This window comes from Falsiroseomonas sp. E2-1-a20, from assembly GCF_051433195.1.
Taxonomy (GTDB): Bacteria; Pseudomonadota; Alphaproteobacteria; order Acetobacterales; family Acetobacteraceae; genus Falsiroseomonas.
The window spans coordinates 123,837-138,974 of record NZ_JBHMFT010000010.1 but is presented as its reverse complement, the minus strand read 5'-3'; the positions used below and the strand labels follow the sequence as shown (position 1 = coordinate 138,974).

Below are 15,138 nucleotides of genomic sequence, written 5' to 3'. Positions count from 1 at the left end.
GGCCCAAATGCCCGGCGCACATCAATTCGTACAAATGGATCTGGCGGCAGGGCTGCTTTACGCCTTCTTCGCCTTCTTCTTCATCCTGGTGCTGTGGCTGCATCGCGAGGGCAAGCGCGAAGGCTATCCGCTGATCTCGGATCGCCCGAGCCATCCGCTGCGCGTGCCGATCGAGGGCTTTCCCGGCGTGCCGCCGCTGAAGGTGTTCAAGCTGAAGCACGTCGATCCGCACCTGCTGACGCGGCAGGAGCGTGACCTGACCGGGCTGGTGGAATCGGCAGACCGCTTCGGTGGCTCGCCCTGGGTTCCGACGGGCGACGCGATGCGCGACGGGATCGGCCCGGCCGCCTATGCCGAGCGGGCCGATGTGCCGGACCGGACCTTCGACGATGAATCGCCCAAGATCGTGCCGCTGCGCGCCGCCCCCGGCTACACGATCGGCGAGACCGATCCGGACCCGCGCGGCAAGCCGGTGATCACGCTGGATGGTCGCGTCGCTGGTGTCGCCGTGGACCTCTGGGTCGACAAGTCGGAGCTGATCCTGCGCTACATCGAGGTGGAGGTGGCCGGCAGCGCACGGCGCGTGCTGGTGCCGATGTTCCTGGCCACCATCAATTCGGCCGGCACGGTCCGCGTCATCTCCGTCACCGCCGCGCAGCTTGCCGCCGCACCGTCTATCGCGATGCCGGAGCAGATCACGCTGCTCGAGGAGGACAAGGTGGCGGCGTATTTCGGCGGCGGTCATTTCTATGCAACTCCCGAGCGCAGCGAGGCGCTGGTATGAACAAGTACAACGGAATCGCCGAGCACGACGGGGAAGCCATCCCCGGCCTGCCCGGCCCACTGCCGGCGGGTGAGAGCATCCTGTGGCAGGGCGCGCCGGAATGGCGCGGCATCGCGCGGCGCGGCCTGTTCGTGCGCGGCATCGCCATCTACTTCGTGCTGCTCGCGGCGCTGCAGGCCGGCAACCTGGCGACGCAGGGCGCCGGTTTCATGGAAATGGCGGCCGGGGCCAGCCTGCTGGTCGTGATCGGCGTGGTGCCGGTGGCGCTGCTGCTGCTGTTCGCAGCGCTGTCGGCCCGCACCAGCCTGTACACCATCACCAGCCGCCGCATCGTCATGCGGGTGGGCGTGGCACTGCCGATGACGGTCAACATCCCGTTCGTGCTGATCGACGAGGCGTCGGTGGCGCACCATGCCGACGGCACCGGGGACCTGGTGGTGAAGCTGGTGCCGCCTCATCGCGTCTCCTGGATCGCGCTTTGGCCGCATATCCGCCCCTTCCGCGTTGCGCGACCCGAACCCATGTTGCGCGCATTGAAGGATGCGGATGTGGCGGCGCAGGTGCTGTCCCGCGCGCTGGCGGCAGCTTCTTCCGTGCCGGTGCCGGCCCTGGCCGCGGCGCAGAACAAGCGCAGCGCCGGCCGCGCCGAAGCGATGGCCTGAGGGAGGAGGACACCATGCCGGAAGCCATCGAAATCCACCCGATCCTTCGCCGCCCGGCGCTGGTCTGCGGCGCGATGGTGGCGGGCATGCTGGCGCTGGTCCTGGCCAGCCCCTTCCTGCCGAGCGCGCGCGACGGCCAGGTGCCGGTTGCCGTGGCGCAGCGCGACCTGCATTTCACCGATCGTGCCGATGGCGGCGTCGCCATCACGGAGGCGCCCTCCGGCCGCCCGGTCGCGACGCTGGAGCCGGGCGAGGGCGGGTTCGTGCGTGGCACGGTCCGCGGCCTGGTGCGCGAAAGACGGCGCGAAGATATCGGTTCGGCCATACCGTTTCGCCTCACGGCGTGGCAGACTGGGCAACTGACGCTGGAGGACCAGGCAACCGGTCGCCGGCTGGATCTGACGGGCTTTGGCCAGTCCAATTCTGCGGCCTTTGCCCGGCTTCTGACCAACAGGGAGTAACCAGGATGAACGGCCGCTGGGGAGCGGGCCGGGCACTCTTCGGTGGGACCAGGACCTTCGAAGTGCCCTGCACGGTGGATATCGAGAGAACCGCGGACAGCTTCCATGTCTATGCGGTGCCGGAGGACGTGTTCCTGCGGCCAGGCGACAAGGTGCTGGTGCACAACATGCCGGACCATGTCGCCTTCGGGGAACGCACCTCGTTCCAGACCCGCGCGACGGTGATGCGCGCCGGGCCGCTGACCCGCTGGTGGACGCAGTGGGTCGCAATTTTCGAACTGACCGAATTGTATCACTGCGGCTTCGAGCCGAAGGAGGCCGCCGCATGGAACGCCTGATCCTGGATGGCCCGGCGGTCGCCGACCCGGTCCTGGCCAACATCACCGCGCCGAGCATGACGCCGGGCGGGCGCCCCGATGCCGATGGCATCGCGACGAAGATGGCGCTGACCGAAACCGCGCTGTCGCCGCGCTTCTACACCACCGATTTCGCCGCGATGGACAAGATCGACATCGAGCCCGTGCGCCAGCAATGGGATGCGATGATGGCGGAATTCCACGCCGACCCGAACAAGGGTCACTTCACCCGCACCGCCGAATTCGACGAGTTCGACATCAAGGCGCTGCCGGAGCCGCTGCAGAAGGAGCTGCTGGAATTCCTGGTCAGCTCCGTGACCGCCGAATTCTCCGGCTGCGTGCTGTATGCCGAAATCAAGAAGCGCGTCACCAATCCGGACATGAAGGACATCTTCGGCGTCATGGCGCGGGATGAAAGCCGGCATGCCGGCTTCATCAACGATGCGCTGAAGGATGTGGGCGTCGGCGTCGACCTCGGCTTCCTGACCAAGGCGAAGAAGTACCACTACTTCCAGCCGAAATTCATCTTCTACGCGACCTACCTGTCCGAGAAGATCGGTTATGCGCGGTATATCACCATCTTCCGGCAGTTCGAGCGGCACCCGGAATTGCGCTTCCATCCGATCTTCAAGTGGTTCCACAACTGGTGCAACGATGAGTTCCGGCACGGCGAGGCCTTCGCGCTGCTGATGCGCGCGAACCCGCATCTGCTGTCCGGCGGCAATGTCTATTGGGTGCGGTTCTTCCAGCTCGCGGTTTTCGCCACGATGTATGTGCGCGACCATGCGCGGCCGGAATTCCACAAGGCGCTCGGCATGACGCCCACGGATTACGACATGCAGGTGTTCCGCATCACGGAGGAAATCTGCCGCCAGGTCTTCCCGGCGACGCTGGACGTGGACAACCCGAGCTTCCTGCGTGGGCTGGAGCGGTTGCGTAAGGTCAACGAGGCGATGGCGGAGGCGCGGGCGCAGGGTGGCATCGTCGGCACCCTCAAGCGCTACGGCCTGATGGCGGCAGCCGGCGCGAACTTCGCACGACTGTACTTCCTGCGGCCGCGGCGGCACGACCTGCCGGCCGACCCGCGCCTGCAGCCGGCCTGGTAGACCCATGGCCGAGCATGGGCTGCCCGCGCTGTTCACCCTGTTCATCTGGTGGTTCAGCACGGGTGTCATCCTGTACCTGGACGGCCTGCGGCGGGAGACCTTCCGCTGGACCATGCTCGGCGCCACCACGCTGTTGCTGGCGGCGCTGGCGGGGCTGCATGCCTCGGCCTGGGATACGACGACGCGCGGCGCCTATCTCGGCTTCATCTGCGGGCTGCTCGTCTGGGCCTGGATCGAGACCGCTTTCCTGACCGGCCTCGTCACCGGGCCCAACCGCAGCGCCTGCCCGCCGGGCGCCACGGGCTGGCCGCGGCTGCGCGCGGCGCTCGGCGCGGTGCTGTGGCACGAGATTGCCATCATGGTCGCCGCGGCGGCCATCGCCGTCGCGACCTGGGGCGCACCGAACCGCATCGGGCTGTGGACCTTCCTGGCCTTCTGGGCGATGCGGCAGAGCGCGAAGCTCAATGTCTACCTCGGCGTGCGCAACCTGGCGGAATCCTTCCTGCCGGACCACTTGCGCTACCTCGAGAGCTTCTTCCGGCGGCGGCGGATGAACGCGCTGCTGCCGGTCTCGCTGCTGCTCGGCAGCGTGGCCTGCGTGCTGCTGATGCAGTCCGCCATTGCCGCCGACGCCACGCCGCATGAGGTGGCGGGCTTCACCCTGCTCGCCAGCCTGGTCGCGCTGGGGCTGCTGGAACACATCTTCATGGTGATGCCGGTCCCGGCGGATGCTCTTTGGCGCTGGGGCCTCGCCTCGCGCAAGGATCGTCCGGCACCCGCAACGGCGCCCGTCGCGTGACTGAACGAAAAAGACCGGCCACAGGGGGTCCGAGATGAACTACGAATCCTTCTTCCGCACCCAGCTCGACAGCCTCCGCCGCGAGGGCCGCTATCGCGTCTTCGCCGATATCGAGCGTCGCGCCGGCCAGTTTCCGAAGGCGACGCGCCATCGCAACGGCAAGACCTCCGAAGTGACGGTGTGGTGTTCCAACGACTATCTCGGCATGGGGCAGCATCCGAAGGTGCTGGCGGCAATGCACCAGGCGCTGGACAGCCACGGCGCCGGGGCGGGCGGCACGCGCAACATCTCCGGCACCAACCACGAGCACGTGCTGCTGGAACGCGCCTTGGCGAAGCTGCACGGCACGGAAGACGCGCTGCTGTTCAATTCCGGCTACATGTCCAACTGGGCGTCGCTGTCGACGCTGGCGGGGCGGATGCCGGGTTGCGTCATCGTGTCCGATGAAATGAACCACGCCTCGATGATCGAGGGCATGCGCCACAGCCGCGCCGAGCGCCGCATGTTCCGCCACAACGACCTGGTCGACCTGGAGCGCGTGCTGTCCGAGATCGACCCCGCCGCGCCGAAGCTGGTGGCGTTCGAGAGCGTCTATTCCATGGACGGCGACATCGCCCCCATCGCCGCCATCTGCGACATCGCCGACAAATACGGCGCGATGACCTATTGCGACGAGGTCCACGGCGTCGGCCTGTACGGCCCGAATGGCGGCGGCATCACGGACCGCGATGGCGTCTCGCACCGGCTGACCGTCATCGAGGGTACGCTGGCCAAGGCGTTCGGCGTGATCGGCGGCTACATCGCCGGCTCCGCCGCCATGTGCGACTTCGTCCGCAGCTACGCCTCCGGCTTCATCTTCTCCACCGCCCTGCCACCGGCCATCGCCGCGGGCGCGCGCGCCAGCATCGAGCATTTGATGGAAAGCAGCGCGGAGCGGGTTCGGCTGCATGAACGCGCGGCGACGCTGCGCAAGCGCCTGGATGCGATCGGCGTGCCGCACCTGGACAATCCCAGCCACATCGTGCCGGTGATGGTGGGCGATCCGATCGTCTGCAAGACCATCAGCGACATCCTGCTGGATGAGCACGGGGTCTATGTGCAGCCGATCAACTACCCGACCGTGCCGCGCGGCACGGAGCGCCTGCGGATCACGCCGAGCCCGGTGCACAGCGACGCGGACATGGACCAGCTGGTGAACGCGCTGTCCGCCGTGTGGTCGCAGTTCAGCCTGCAAAGGGCCGCCTGATGGATCTGGGGCCGTCGATCCTGCGCAAGCCCGTGATGGCGCGCGCGGTGTTTCCCTTCGCGGCCATCGTCGGCCAGGACGAGATGAAACTGGCGCTGCTGATCGCCGCCGTGGATCCTTCCGTTGGCGGCGTGCTGGTGTTCGGCGACCGCGGCACGGGGAAATCTACCGCCGTGCGTGCGCTCGCCGCGCTGCTGCCGCCGATGCAGGCGGTGGCGGGATGCCGCTTCGGCTGCGATCCGGCGCGGGCCGCGGATCTGTGTGAGGCCTGCCGGAATTCGGACGAGCTTGTGGTGGCGACGGTGCCCGTGCCGGTCGTGGACCTGCCGCTGGGCGCGACGGAGGACCGCGTCGCCGGGGCGCTGGATATCGAGCGTGCGCTGGCCAATGGCGAGAAGGCGTTCGAGCCGGGGCTGCTGGCCCGCGCGCATCGCGGCTTCCTGTACATCGACGAGGTGAACCTGCTGGAGGACCACCTGGTGGACCTGCTGCTGGATGTCGCGGCCTCGGGCGAGAATGTGGTGGAGCGCGAGGGCATCAGCATCCGCCACCCGGCGCGATTCGTGCTGATCGGCAGCGGCAATCCCGAGGAAGGCGAGCTTCGGCCGCAACTTCTGGATCGTTTCGGTCTCTCCGTCGAAGTCCGCACGCCGACCGACCTCGCCAACCGCATCGAGGTGGTGAAGCGCCGCGACGCCTTCGAACGCAACACCGAGGCCTTCCTGTCGGCCTGGGAAGCGGAGGCGGAGGCAATGCGCGAGAAGATCCTCGCCGCGCGCGCATTGCTGCCGGTGGTCGCGGTGCCGGATGTGACGCTGGAGAATGCGGCACGGCTGTGCATGGCGCTGGGCACAGATGGTTTGCGCGGCGAACTGACGCTGATCCGCGCGGCCCGCGCCCTGGCGGCGCTGGACGGTGACGAGGTGGTGGGCGTGGCGCATCTGCGCCGCATCGCAGCCCCCGCGCTCCGCCACCGCCTGCGCCGCAACCCGCTGGACGAGGCCGTGGCCACCACGCGGGTCGATCGCGCGGTGAGCGAAGTGTTCGGCCCGTGACCGACCCGGCGCTGGCGGCCCTGCTGCTGGCGGTCGATCCGGCGGGGCTGGGAGGCGCGGTGCTGCGCGCGGCGCCGGGTCCGGCGCGCGATCGCTGGCTGGCGCTGCTGCGGGCCGCGTTGCCCCAGGACGCACCGTGGCGACGACTGCCGCTCGGGATCCCGGACAGCCGGCTGCTTGGCGGGCTGGACCTGGCGGCGACGCTGGCGGCCGGGCGACCGGTCGCGGAGCGCGGCGTGCTGGCGGGTGCCGATGGCGGCATCGTGGTGGCGGCGATGGCGGAGCGGCTTGAGACCGGCACCGCCGCCAAGCTGTGCGCCGTGCTGGATTCCGGGGTCGTGGCGGTGCAGCGGGACGGGTTGTCGCTGAGCCTCCCGGCGCGCTTTGCCCTGGTCGCGCTGGACGAGGGCATCGCGGAGGAAGCACCGCCTGCCGCACTCGCGGAGCGCCTCGCCTTCCGGCTGGATCTGGATGAGGCACCGCTCGACCCGGCCCCCGATTGCGCCGCGGCGCGGGCCCGCCTGCCGGATGTCACGGTGCCGGAGACGCTGCTGCCCGCGTTGTGCGGCGCCGCCCTGGCCTTTGGCATTGCCTCGCTCCGCGCGCCGTTGATGGCGCTGCGTGCGGCGCGCGCGGCGGCGGCGCTGGCAGGGCGTGAGGCCGTGAGCGAGGAGGATGCGACGCTCGCCGTGCGGCTGGTCTATGGCCACCGCGCCACGCAACTGCCCGCCGAGCAGCAACCCGAGTCGGAACCGGCACCCGAGCCGGAGACGCCCGCGGAGGACCAGCCGCAGCAGCAGCCCGACGCGCAGGCGATGCAGGAGATGCTGCTGGAGGCGACGCGCGCCGCATTGCCCGCCGGCCTGCTCGCGGCGCTCGGCGCGGGGGCGCGGGAGGCGGCGCGGAAAGCCGGTGGCGTGCAGGGCCGCGCTGGCCAGCTGAGGCTTTCGGCGCAGCGCGGCCGGCCCATCGGCACGCGATCCGGCGCGCTGCGCGGCGGCGCCCGGCTGTCGCTGGTCGAGACGTTGCGCGCCGCCGCGCCCTGGCAGGCGCTGCGCCGGCGCGAGTCGGCCGGGCCGCTGATCCGCGTGCGGGCGGAGGATATCCGCATCCTGCGCTTTCGCCAGAACACCGAGACCACCGCCATCTTCGCCGTCGATGCCTCCGGCTCCGCCGCGCTGGCACGGCTGGCGGAGGCCAAGGGCGCGGTGGAGATGCTGCTGGCGGATTGCTACGTGCGACGCGACCGCGTCGCCGTCGTGGCCTTCCGGGGCCGTGCGGCGGAAACCCTGCTGCCGCCGACGAATTCCCTGGTGCGCGCCAAGCGCAGCCTGGCCGGGTTGCCGGGCGGTGGTGCCACGCCGCTGGCAGCCGGCATCGACGCCGCCATGGCGCTGGCCGAGGAAGCGCAACGCCGTGGCCGCACGCCGTTGCTGGTGCTGCTGACCGATGGCCGTGCCAACATCGCGCGGGATGGCACGGCCGGACGACCGCGTGCCGAGGCCGATGCCCTGGCGGCTGCCGCACCGGTGCGGGCGGCGCGGCTCGCGGTGTTGCTGGTGGATACGGCGCCGCGGCCGCAGCCCTTCGCGCGGCAACTCGCGGAGGCCATGGGGGCACGCTACCTCGCACTGCCTTCCGTCGATTCGCAGCGGCTCTCCGCCGCCGTCGCGACCACGCGGGACGCCGCCTGATGGCGGAGCGCCCGAACTGGAACATCGAGGGCCGGGACTGGCCGAACCGCGAGGCCAGCCGCTTCGTCACCGCCGCCGGACTGCGCTGGCACGTGCAGGTGATGGGGCAGGGGCCCACCATCCTGCTGCTGCACGGCACCGCCGCCGCAACACATTCCTGGCGCGACCTGATGCCGCTGCTCGCGCGCGACTTCACCGTGGTGGCGCCAGATTTGCCGGGCCATGGCTTCTCGGATCCGGTGGCCAGCGCACGGCTTTCGCTGCCCGGCATGGCGGCCTCCGTCGCGGCGCTGCTGGCCACCATGCAGGTGCGGCCGGCGCTCGCGGCGGGGCATTCCGCCGGCGCCGCGATCCTGCTGCGCATGGCGCTCGATGGCCGCATCGCGCCATCGGCCATTGTCAGCCTGAACGGCGCGCTGCAGCCGCTCGGTGATCGTCACGCGGCCTTCTTCACCCGCGCGGCGCGGATGCTGGTGGGGCTGCCCTTCGTGCCGAGCCTGTTCGCCTGGCGTGCCGCCGATCGTGCCGTGGCGGAACGCCTGCTGCGCGACACCGGCAGCCGCATCGAGGCCCGCGGCGTCGATCTCTACGCGCGACTGTTCCGGCATTCGGGCCACCTGGCCGCGGCCCTGGGGATGATGGCGAACTGGGACCTGGTGCCGCTGCTGCGCGACCTGCCTAAGCTGAAGCCGCGGCTCGTGCTGGTGACGGGCGCGCTGGATCGCGCGGTGCCGCCGGCGCAGGCGGAGGCGGTGCGGCGGCGCCTGCCTTCGGCGGAAATCGTTGCGTGGCCGGGCCTCGGCCATCTGGCGCATGAGGAGCGGCCGGAGCAGGCTGCCGCCTTGATCAAGTCCGAAACGGCCGGGGAGATGGCGGCATGACAAGGCGGAACGCCCGATGCTGAGCAGTACCTCGGAGGCCGATCGCGCCGCCTGCCGCGCCATGCTGGCCGGCGGGTCGAAATCCTTCCGCGCCGCCGCGATGCTGCTGCCGGCACGCATCGCCGAACCCGCCACCGCGCTGTACGCCTTCTGCCGCGTCGCAGACGACGCGATCGACGAAGCGCCGGATGCCGCCGCCGCGCTGCCGGCGCTGCAACGCAGGCTGGACGCCATCCATGCCGGCCGCCCGCAGGCGCATGCCGCGGACCGCGCCTTCGCCGTGGTGGTACGGGATTATGCGATTCCGCGCGCGCTGCCGGCGGCGCTGCTGGAAGGCTTCGCCTGGGATGCGGAGGGACGGCGCTATGCCGACCTCGCCGCGCTCGAGGCCTATGCCGCGCGCGTCGCCGCCACCGTCGGCGCCATGATGACCCTTCTGATGGGCGTGCGTGATGCCGCCGCGCTGGCGCGGGCCTGCGACCTCGGCGTCGCGATGCAGTTGACGAACATCGCGCGCGACGTCGGCGAGGATGCGCGCAACGGCCGGCTGTACCTGCCGCTGGACTGGATGCGGGCGGAGGGGCTGGACCCGGAGGCGTTCCTCGCCGCGCCACGGTTCAGCCCGGCGCTCGGCCGTGTCGTGCAGCGCCTGCTGGATGTGGCGGATGCGCACTACGCCCGCTCCGAGGCCGGCTTCGCGCTGCTGCCGCGGGATTGCCGCGCCGGCATCGCGGCGGCGCGGCATGTCTATGCCGAGATCGGGCGGGAAGTGGAACGCCAGGGTGGCGATTCCGTCGGCCGCCGCGCGCATGTGCGCAACGGCCGCAAGGCGGTGCTGATGGCGCGCAGCCTGTCGGCGCTCACCGCGCGCCCCGCACGGCACGCGGCGCCCCCGTTGCCGGCGACGCGCTTCCTGGTGGAAGCGGTCCAGGCGCAGCCGGCCCCCAGCCCGCAGCGCCTGCCGGAGCGCATCGCCTGGGCCGTGCAGCTGTTCGACCGCATGCGCGAGGATGCCGATCTCGGCTCCATCGCGCGCTGAGCCTCAGCGCACCACCACCAGCCGGTACAGGTGCCAGGTCGCGTGCCCCAGCACCGGCAGCACCACGGCCAGCCCGATGAACAGCGGCAGCGACCCCAACAGCAGCAGCACCGCGACGATCAACCCCCACAGCGCCATCGGCATCGGGTTCAGCGCCACCGCGCGCAGCGATGTGCCGACCGCCTGCGCCACGCCGCCATCACGGTCCAGCAGCATGGGGAAGGACACCACCGTCAGCACCAGCACGACGACGGCGAACAGGAAGCCCACGCCGTTGCCGAGCAGGATCATCCGGCGGCCTTCCTCGGTGCTGAACAGCAGCGTGGTCATGTCCTGCCCCGGCTGCGCCGGCAGCGTGCCGAGGGTCGCGGCGTAGATGGCATCCGCCGCCAGCAGCCAGGCGAGGAACAGCACCACGAGCAACAGGGCGAGTGCCACGATGCCGGGCAGCGCCGGGGACTTCAGCACGTCGAAGACATTCATCCAGCTCGCCGGCAGCCCGGCCTCGCGCCGGCGACTGATCTCATACAGGCCCAGCGCCGCGATCGGGCCGACCAGCGCGAAGCCGGCCGCCATCGGGTAGAACAGGTGCATCACCTCGCCGCCCGCCGCCAGCGTCGCGGCAACCAGGCCGATGACGGGATACAGCACGCAGAGGAACATCAGCTGCGTCGGCGTCGCCAGGAAATCCGCCCAGCCCCGGCGCAGTGCGGTGGCGAGTTCGGCCGTCCCGATCCGCCGCAGCTCCGGGCGCGACGCATCCAGGTGTCGGGTCGTCGTCATAGCCTCAGCCATTGTACGCCTCCCCCCGATAGGGTTCCGCGGACGGCCCGGGACCGGCGGTGCCGGCTGGACTCCGCCTCCTGCAGTTGGGTGAGAAGCGGGAAAAACCGCCTCAAGCCCGCGTGAGGCTGAAAAGCCGGTTGACTTGGTTGTCAAGAAAGACTGACACTTCCGACTGACAAGCCGGGCTTACAGTCCCGTGCCGGTGGGAGGTTTCGCATGGATGCCGTGTCGCGCATCGAATCCAGCCTGGCGGATGCCGTGCTCTATGCCGAGGCCGCCGGCGCGCCGCCGCGGCTGGCCGCGGCCATGCGCCATGCGGTGTTCCCCAAGGGCGGCCGCATCCGGCCGCGGCTGACGCTGGCGGTGGCGGCCTCCTGCGGCGATGACAGCCCGGCCCTGTCCTCGGCGGCCGGTGCTGCGATCGAGCTGCTGCATTGCGCCAGCCTGGTGCATGATGACCTGCCCTGCTTCGACGATGCCGCAACGCGGCGCGGCAAGCCCAGCGTGCACCGCGCCTATGGCGAGCCGCTGGCCGTGCTGGCCGGCGATGCGCTGATCGTCCTGGCCTTCCAGACCCTGGCGCGCGCCGCCCCCTGCGCGCCCGCGCGACTCGGGCCGCTGCTGCTGCTGGTGGGCGATGGCGTCGGCGTGCCCTTCGGCATCGTCGCCGGCCAGGCCTGGGAATGCGAGCCGCGGGCCGACCTTTCCGAATACCAGCGGCAGAAGACCGGCAGCCTGTTCGCCGCCGCCACCATGGCCGGCGCCGCCGCGGCGGGACATGCGGAGCCCGAGGCCTGGCGCCTGCTCGGCGACCGCCTGGGCGAGGCCTACCAGGTGGCCGACGACCTTCGGGACGCGGTGGAGGACGAGGCGACTTTGGGCAAGCCGGTGGGCGTGGACAAGGCGCTGGGCCGGCCGAGCGCGGTGGCCGAATTCGGCCTTCTGGGCGCCGTGGCGCGGCTGCGGGCGCTGTCCGAACAGGCCGTCGCCGCCATTCCGGATTGCGCCGGCCGCGCCATGCTGCACGGCCTGATCCTGGCCGAGGCAAAGCGCCTGCTGCCGCAGAAACTGGCCGCGCAGGCCGCGTGACGCCGGTTTCCCAGGCCGCCATGCCGCCCGGCCTCCTGGACCGGCTGCGGGCGTGGCGGGAGGCTGTCACTGCCCGCCCCGCCTTCCGCGAATGGGCCGCGCGCTTCCCGCTGACGCGGCCGATGGCCCGCCGCCGGGCGCGGCAGTTGTTCGACCTGTGCGCCGGCTTCGTCTACTCCCAGGTGCTGGCCGCCTGCGTGCGCCTGAAGCTGTTCGACATCCTGCACGAGGCGCCCGCGACCGAGGCCGCGCTGGCGCACCGCCTGGCGGTGCCGCCGGAGGCGATGGGCCGCCTGCTGGCCGCCGCCGCGGCACTCGACCTGACCCGGCGCCGCGCCGATGGGGTCTGGACCCTCGGCCCGCTCGGCGCGGCGATGATCGGCAATCCCGGCATCGCCGCCATGGTGGAACACCATGCGCTGCTCTACGCCGACCTCGCGGACCCCGTCGCCCTGCTGCGGCGGGAGCGTGGCGGCAACGCCCTGTCCGCCTACTGGGCCTATGCCGGCGCCGCGGCCCCGGATGCGCTGGGGGCGGAGCGCGTGGCGGATTACTCCGCGCTGATGGCGGCCTCCCAGCCCATGGTGGCGGCGGAGGTCCTGGCGACCTACGATTTCACCCGGCACGGCACGCTGATGGATGTCGGCGGCGGGGAGGGCGCCTTCCTGTCCGCCGTGGCCCGGGCCGCGCCGAACCTGCGCCTGATGCTGTTCGACCTGCCCCAGGTCGCCGCCCGCGCCACCGCCCGCTTCGCGGCGCAAGGGTTGGCCAGCCGGACGCAGGTCTTCGGCGGCGATTTCTCGACCGATCCGCTGCCCCGGGGCGCCGACCTCATCAGCTTCGTCCGCGTGCTGCACGACCATGACGATGCGGTGGTGATGGCGCTGCTGCGCGCCGCCCGCGCGGCCTTGCCTGCCAAGGGCCGCCTGCTGATCGCGGAGCCGATGGCCGGAACCAGCGGCGCGGAGCCGATGGGGGAGGCGTATTTCGGCTTCTACCTCCTCGCCATGGGCCGGGGCCGGCCGCGGCGGCCGGAGGAGTTGCGCGCCATGCTGGCCGAGGCCGGCTTCGCCTCCAGCCGTGCCCTGCCGACACCGACGCCGCTGCTGACACAGGTTCTTTTGGCGGATGTCAGCGCGACCTGACGTTTCAATGTCAGTTTAGCTTGACATGCTGCACTGTCAGTCTAGGCTTACACTCAATCAATGGGAGCGGCCGTCCAGGTGGACACCGTGGCAGTCTTGCTGGAAGCGCCGGAACGTCTCGTTCTGAGCCGATTGGAACTCTCCCCTCCCGGGGAAGGGGATCTGGTCGTCGACGTCGAGTGGAGCGGCATCAGCACCGGAACCGAACGCCTGCTGTGGTCCGGCCGCATGCCGCCCTTCCCCGGCATGGGCTACCCGCTGGTGCCCGGCTACGAATCCGTCGGCCGCGTCGTCTCCGCCGGGCCACTGGCGCGCCGCCGGGTTGGCGAGCGTGTCTTCGTGCCGGGCGCCAAGTGCTTCGGCGAAGTGCGCGGATTGTTCGGTGGCGCGGCGTCTCGACTCGTGGTGCCGGATGCGCGCGCCGTGCAGATCGATGAGTCGCTCGGCGAGGATGGCGTGCTGATGGCGCTGGCCGCGACGGCCCGCCACGCGATCTTCGCGCCGCATGCGGAACTGCCGGATCTCATCGTTGGACATGGCGTGCTCGGCCGGCTGGTCGCACGCATCGTCGTCGCCAGCGGCGGCGCCCCGGTGGTGTGGGAGACGAATCCCGCCCGCGCCGAGGGGGCCATCGGCTACCAGGTTATCGCACCGGAGGCCGATGCACGGCGCGACTACCGCTGCATCTGCGACGTCAGCGGCGACAGCTTGCTGCTGGATAGCCTGGTGCAGCGCCTGGCGCCGGGCGGCGAGGTGGTGCTGGCCGGCTTCTACAGCGCGCCGCTCAGCTTCGCCTTCCCGCCGGCCTTCATGCGGGAAGCCCGCATCCGCGTCGCCGCCGAGTGGCGGGAGCCGGATCTGCTGGCCGTGCGCGACCTGCTCGAGTCCGGGCGCCTGTCCTTCGAAGGCCTGATCACGCACCGCAGCGATGCGAGTGCTGCGCCCGACGCCTACCGCACGGCCTTCAACGATCCCGCGTGCCTCAAGATGATCCTCGATTGGAGAGCATGCTCATGAACGCACAGACCGGCACCCCGGCGACCCCTTCTGCACAGCAGAGCATGGCGGATGCGCTGCGGGCCGAAGCGGCGCAGGAGCCGGATGCGATCAGCACCGAGCCTGTGAAGAAGGAAACGCAGATCATCGCCATCTACGGCAAGGGCGGCATCGGCAAGTCCTTCACCCTGGCGAACCTGTCCTACATGATGGCGCAGCAGGGCAAGCGCGTGCTGCTGATCGGCTGCGATCCGAAATCCGACACCACGTCGCTGCTGTTCGGCGGCCGGTCCGTGCCGACGATCATCGAGACGTCTTCCAAGAAGAAGGCGGCCGGCGAGGCGGTGAAGATCGGCGACGTCTGCTTCAAGCGCGACGGCGTCTTCGCCATGGAACTCGGCGGCCCGGAGGTTGGCCGCGGCTGCGGCGGGCGCGGCATCATCCACGGCTTCGAGCTGCTGGAGAAGCTGGGCTTCCATCAGTGGGATTTCGACTACGTGCTGCTCGACTTCCTGGGCGACGTGGTCTGCGGCGGCTTCGGCCTGCCGATCGCGCGCGACATGTGCCAGAAGGTGATCGTGGTCGGCTCCAACGACCTGCAGTCGCTGTATGTCGCGAACAACGTCTGCTCCGCGGTCGAGTACTTCAAGAAGCTCGGCGGCAATGTCGGCGTCGCCGGCATGGTCATCAACAAGGATGACGGGACCGGGGAGGCGCAGGCTTTCGCCAAGGAAGTGGGCATCCCGGTGCTCGCGGCGATCCCGGCCGATGATGACATCCGCCGCAAATCCGCGAACTACGAGATCGTCGGCATTCCCGGTGGTCAATGGGCCAGCGTGTTCGAGGAGCTCGCCTTGCAGGTCGCGGGGGCACCGCCGGTGCGCCCCTATCCGCTGACGCATGAGAACCTGCTGAACCTTTTCAAGGGCGATGCGGTCGGGCGCGGTGTGGTGCTCGACCCCGCGACGATGGAAGACATGTGCGGCGCCGAGGTCATCAACAAGCCCACCCTCGAAGTGGTCTATGAGGGCGCCTGAGC

Annotated in this window: 16 protein-coding genes; 15 read left to right on the top strand and 1 reads right to left on the bottom strand. The window is 70.6% G+C overall.

The genetic code is table 11. From position 1 onward, the window contains the following. Nucleotides 1-34: 34 nt before the first annotated feature. The 11 genes from puhA (at nucleotide 35) to ACFHPP_RS14285 (ending at nucleotide 10,083) form a co-directional block, all read left to right on the top strand. Nucleotides 35-784: a photosynthetic reaction center subunit H gene (puhA, locus tag ACFHPP_RS14335; protein ID WP_437163926.1), complete on the top strand. Its 750-nt coding sequence runs from the start codon at nucleotides 35-37 to the stop codon at nucleotides 782-784. Further along, nucleotides 781-1,446, top strand: coding sequence for a photosynthetic complex putative assembly protein PuhB (puhB, locus tag ACFHPP_RS14330; protein ID WP_437163925.1), 666 nt, complete (start codon nucleotides 781-783; stop codon nucleotides 1,444-1,446). The genes puhA and puhB overlap by 4 nt, the downstream gene beginning before the upstream one ends. Nucleotides 1,447-1,460: 14 nt before the next feature. Next, complete coding sequence (puhC, locus tag ACFHPP_RS14325) at nucleotides 1,461-1,907, top strand: photosynthetic complex assembly protein PuhC (protein WP_437163924.1); 447 nt, start codon at nucleotides 1,461-1,463, stop codon at nucleotides 1,905-1,907. Nucleotides 1,908-1,969: 62 nt separating this feature from the next. Beyond that, a complete protein-coding gene (locus ACFHPP_RS14320) occupies nucleotides 1,970-2,245 on the top strand; it encodes a hypothetical protein (protein WP_437163923.1) in 276 nt (91 codons plus the stop codon). After that, nucleotides 2,233-3,369: a magnesium-protoporphyrin IX monomethyl ester (oxidative) cyclase gene (gene acsF / locus ACFHPP_RS14315; RefSeq protein ID WP_437163922.1), complete on the top strand. Its 1,137-nt coding sequence runs from the start codon at nucleotides 2,233-2,235 to the stop codon at nucleotides 3,367-3,369. The genes ACFHPP_RS14320 and acsF overlap by 13 nt, the downstream gene beginning before the upstream one ends. 4 nt (nucleotides 3,370-3,373) lie before the next feature. Beyond that, nucleotides 3,374-4,168 carry a putative photosynthetic complex assembly protein PuhE gene (gene puhE, locus ACFHPP_RS14310; protein WP_437163921.1) on the top strand — a complete coding sequence of 265 codons (795 nt, stop codon included), beginning with the start codon at nucleotides 3,374-3,376 and terminating at the stop codon, nucleotides 4,166-4,168. A gap of 34 nt (nucleotides 4,169-4,202) precedes the next feature. Beyond that, the gene (hemA, locus tag ACFHPP_RS14305) at nucleotides 4,203-5,414 is read left to right on the top strand and encodes a 5-aminolevulinate synthase (protein WP_437163920.1); all 1,212 of its coding nucleotides are present in this window, start codon (nucleotides 4,203-4,205) and stop codon (nucleotides 5,412-5,414) included. Next, nucleotides 5,414-6,469, top strand: coding sequence for a magnesium chelatase ATPase subunit I (gene bchI / locus ACFHPP_RS14300; protein ID WP_437163919.1), 1,056 nt, complete (start codon nucleotides 5,414-5,416; stop codon nucleotides 6,467-6,469). Before hemA ends, bchI begins: the two co-directional genes overlap by 1 nt. Beyond that, nucleotides 6,466-8,163, top strand: coding sequence for a magnesium chelatase subunit D (locus ACFHPP_RS14295; protein WP_437163918.1), 1,698 nt, complete (start codon nucleotides 6,466-6,468; stop codon nucleotides 8,161-8,163). The genes bchI and ACFHPP_RS14295 overlap by 4 nt, the downstream gene beginning before the upstream one ends. Beyond that, a complete protein-coding gene (bchO, locus tag ACFHPP_RS14290) occupies nucleotides 8,163-9,044 on the top strand; it encodes an alpha/beta fold hydrolase BchO (protein ID WP_437163917.1) in 882 nt (293 codons plus the stop codon). The genes ACFHPP_RS14295 and bchO overlap by 1 nt, the downstream gene beginning before the upstream one ends. Before the next feature lie 16 nt (nucleotides 9,045-9,060). Beyond that, entirely contained in the window at nucleotides 9,061-10,083 is a 1,023-nt protein-coding gene (locus tag ACFHPP_RS14285; protein ID WP_437163916.1) for a phytoene/squalene synthase family protein, read from the top strand. Nucleotides 10,084-10,086: 3 nt separating this feature from the next. On the opposite strand, the gene ACFHPP_RS14280 is transcribed toward ACFHPP_RS14285, so the two are convergent. Next, complete coding sequence (locus tag ACFHPP_RS14280) at nucleotides 10,087-10,866, bottom strand: DUF2189 domain-containing protein (RefSeq protein ID WP_437163915.1); 780 nt, start codon at nucleotides 10,864-10,866, stop codon at nucleotides 10,087-10,089. A 219-nt stretch (nucleotides 10,867-11,085) separates the two neighbouring features. Between ACFHPP_RS14280 and ACFHPP_RS14275 the strand changes: the two genes are divergently transcribed. The 4 genes from ACFHPP_RS14275 (at nucleotide 11,086) to ACFHPP_RS14260 (ending at nucleotide 15,136) form a co-directional block, all read left to right on the top strand. Beyond that, nucleotides 11,086-11,958 carry a polyprenyl synthetase family protein gene (locus tag ACFHPP_RS14275; protein WP_430670509.1) on the top strand — a complete coding sequence of 291 codons (873 nt, stop codon included), beginning with the start codon at nucleotides 11,086-11,088 and terminating at the stop codon, nucleotides 11,956-11,958. Next, nucleotides 11,955-13,103, top strand: a complete 1,149-nt coding sequence (locus ACFHPP_RS14270; RefSeq protein ID WP_437163914.1) for a methyltransferase — start codon at nucleotides 11,955-11,957, stop codon at nucleotides 13,101-13,103. The genes ACFHPP_RS14275 and ACFHPP_RS14270 overlap by 4 nt, the downstream gene beginning before the upstream one ends. An 87-nt stretch (nucleotides 13,104-13,190) precedes the next feature. Then, nucleotides 13,191-14,120, top strand: coding sequence for a chlorophyll synthesis pathway protein BchC (gene bchC, locus ACFHPP_RS14265; protein ID WP_437163913.1), 930 nt, complete (start codon nucleotides 13,191-13,193; stop codon nucleotides 14,118-14,120). Continuing rightward, complete coding sequence (locus ACFHPP_RS14260) at nucleotides 14,117-15,136, top strand: chlorophyllide a reductase iron protein subunit X (RefSeq protein ID WP_437163912.1); 1,020 nt, start codon at nucleotides 14,117-14,119, stop codon at nucleotides 15,134-15,136. The genes bchC and ACFHPP_RS14260 overlap by 4 nt, the downstream gene beginning before the upstream one ends. The last annotated feature ends 2 nt before the right edge of the window (nucleotides 15,137-15,138 follow it).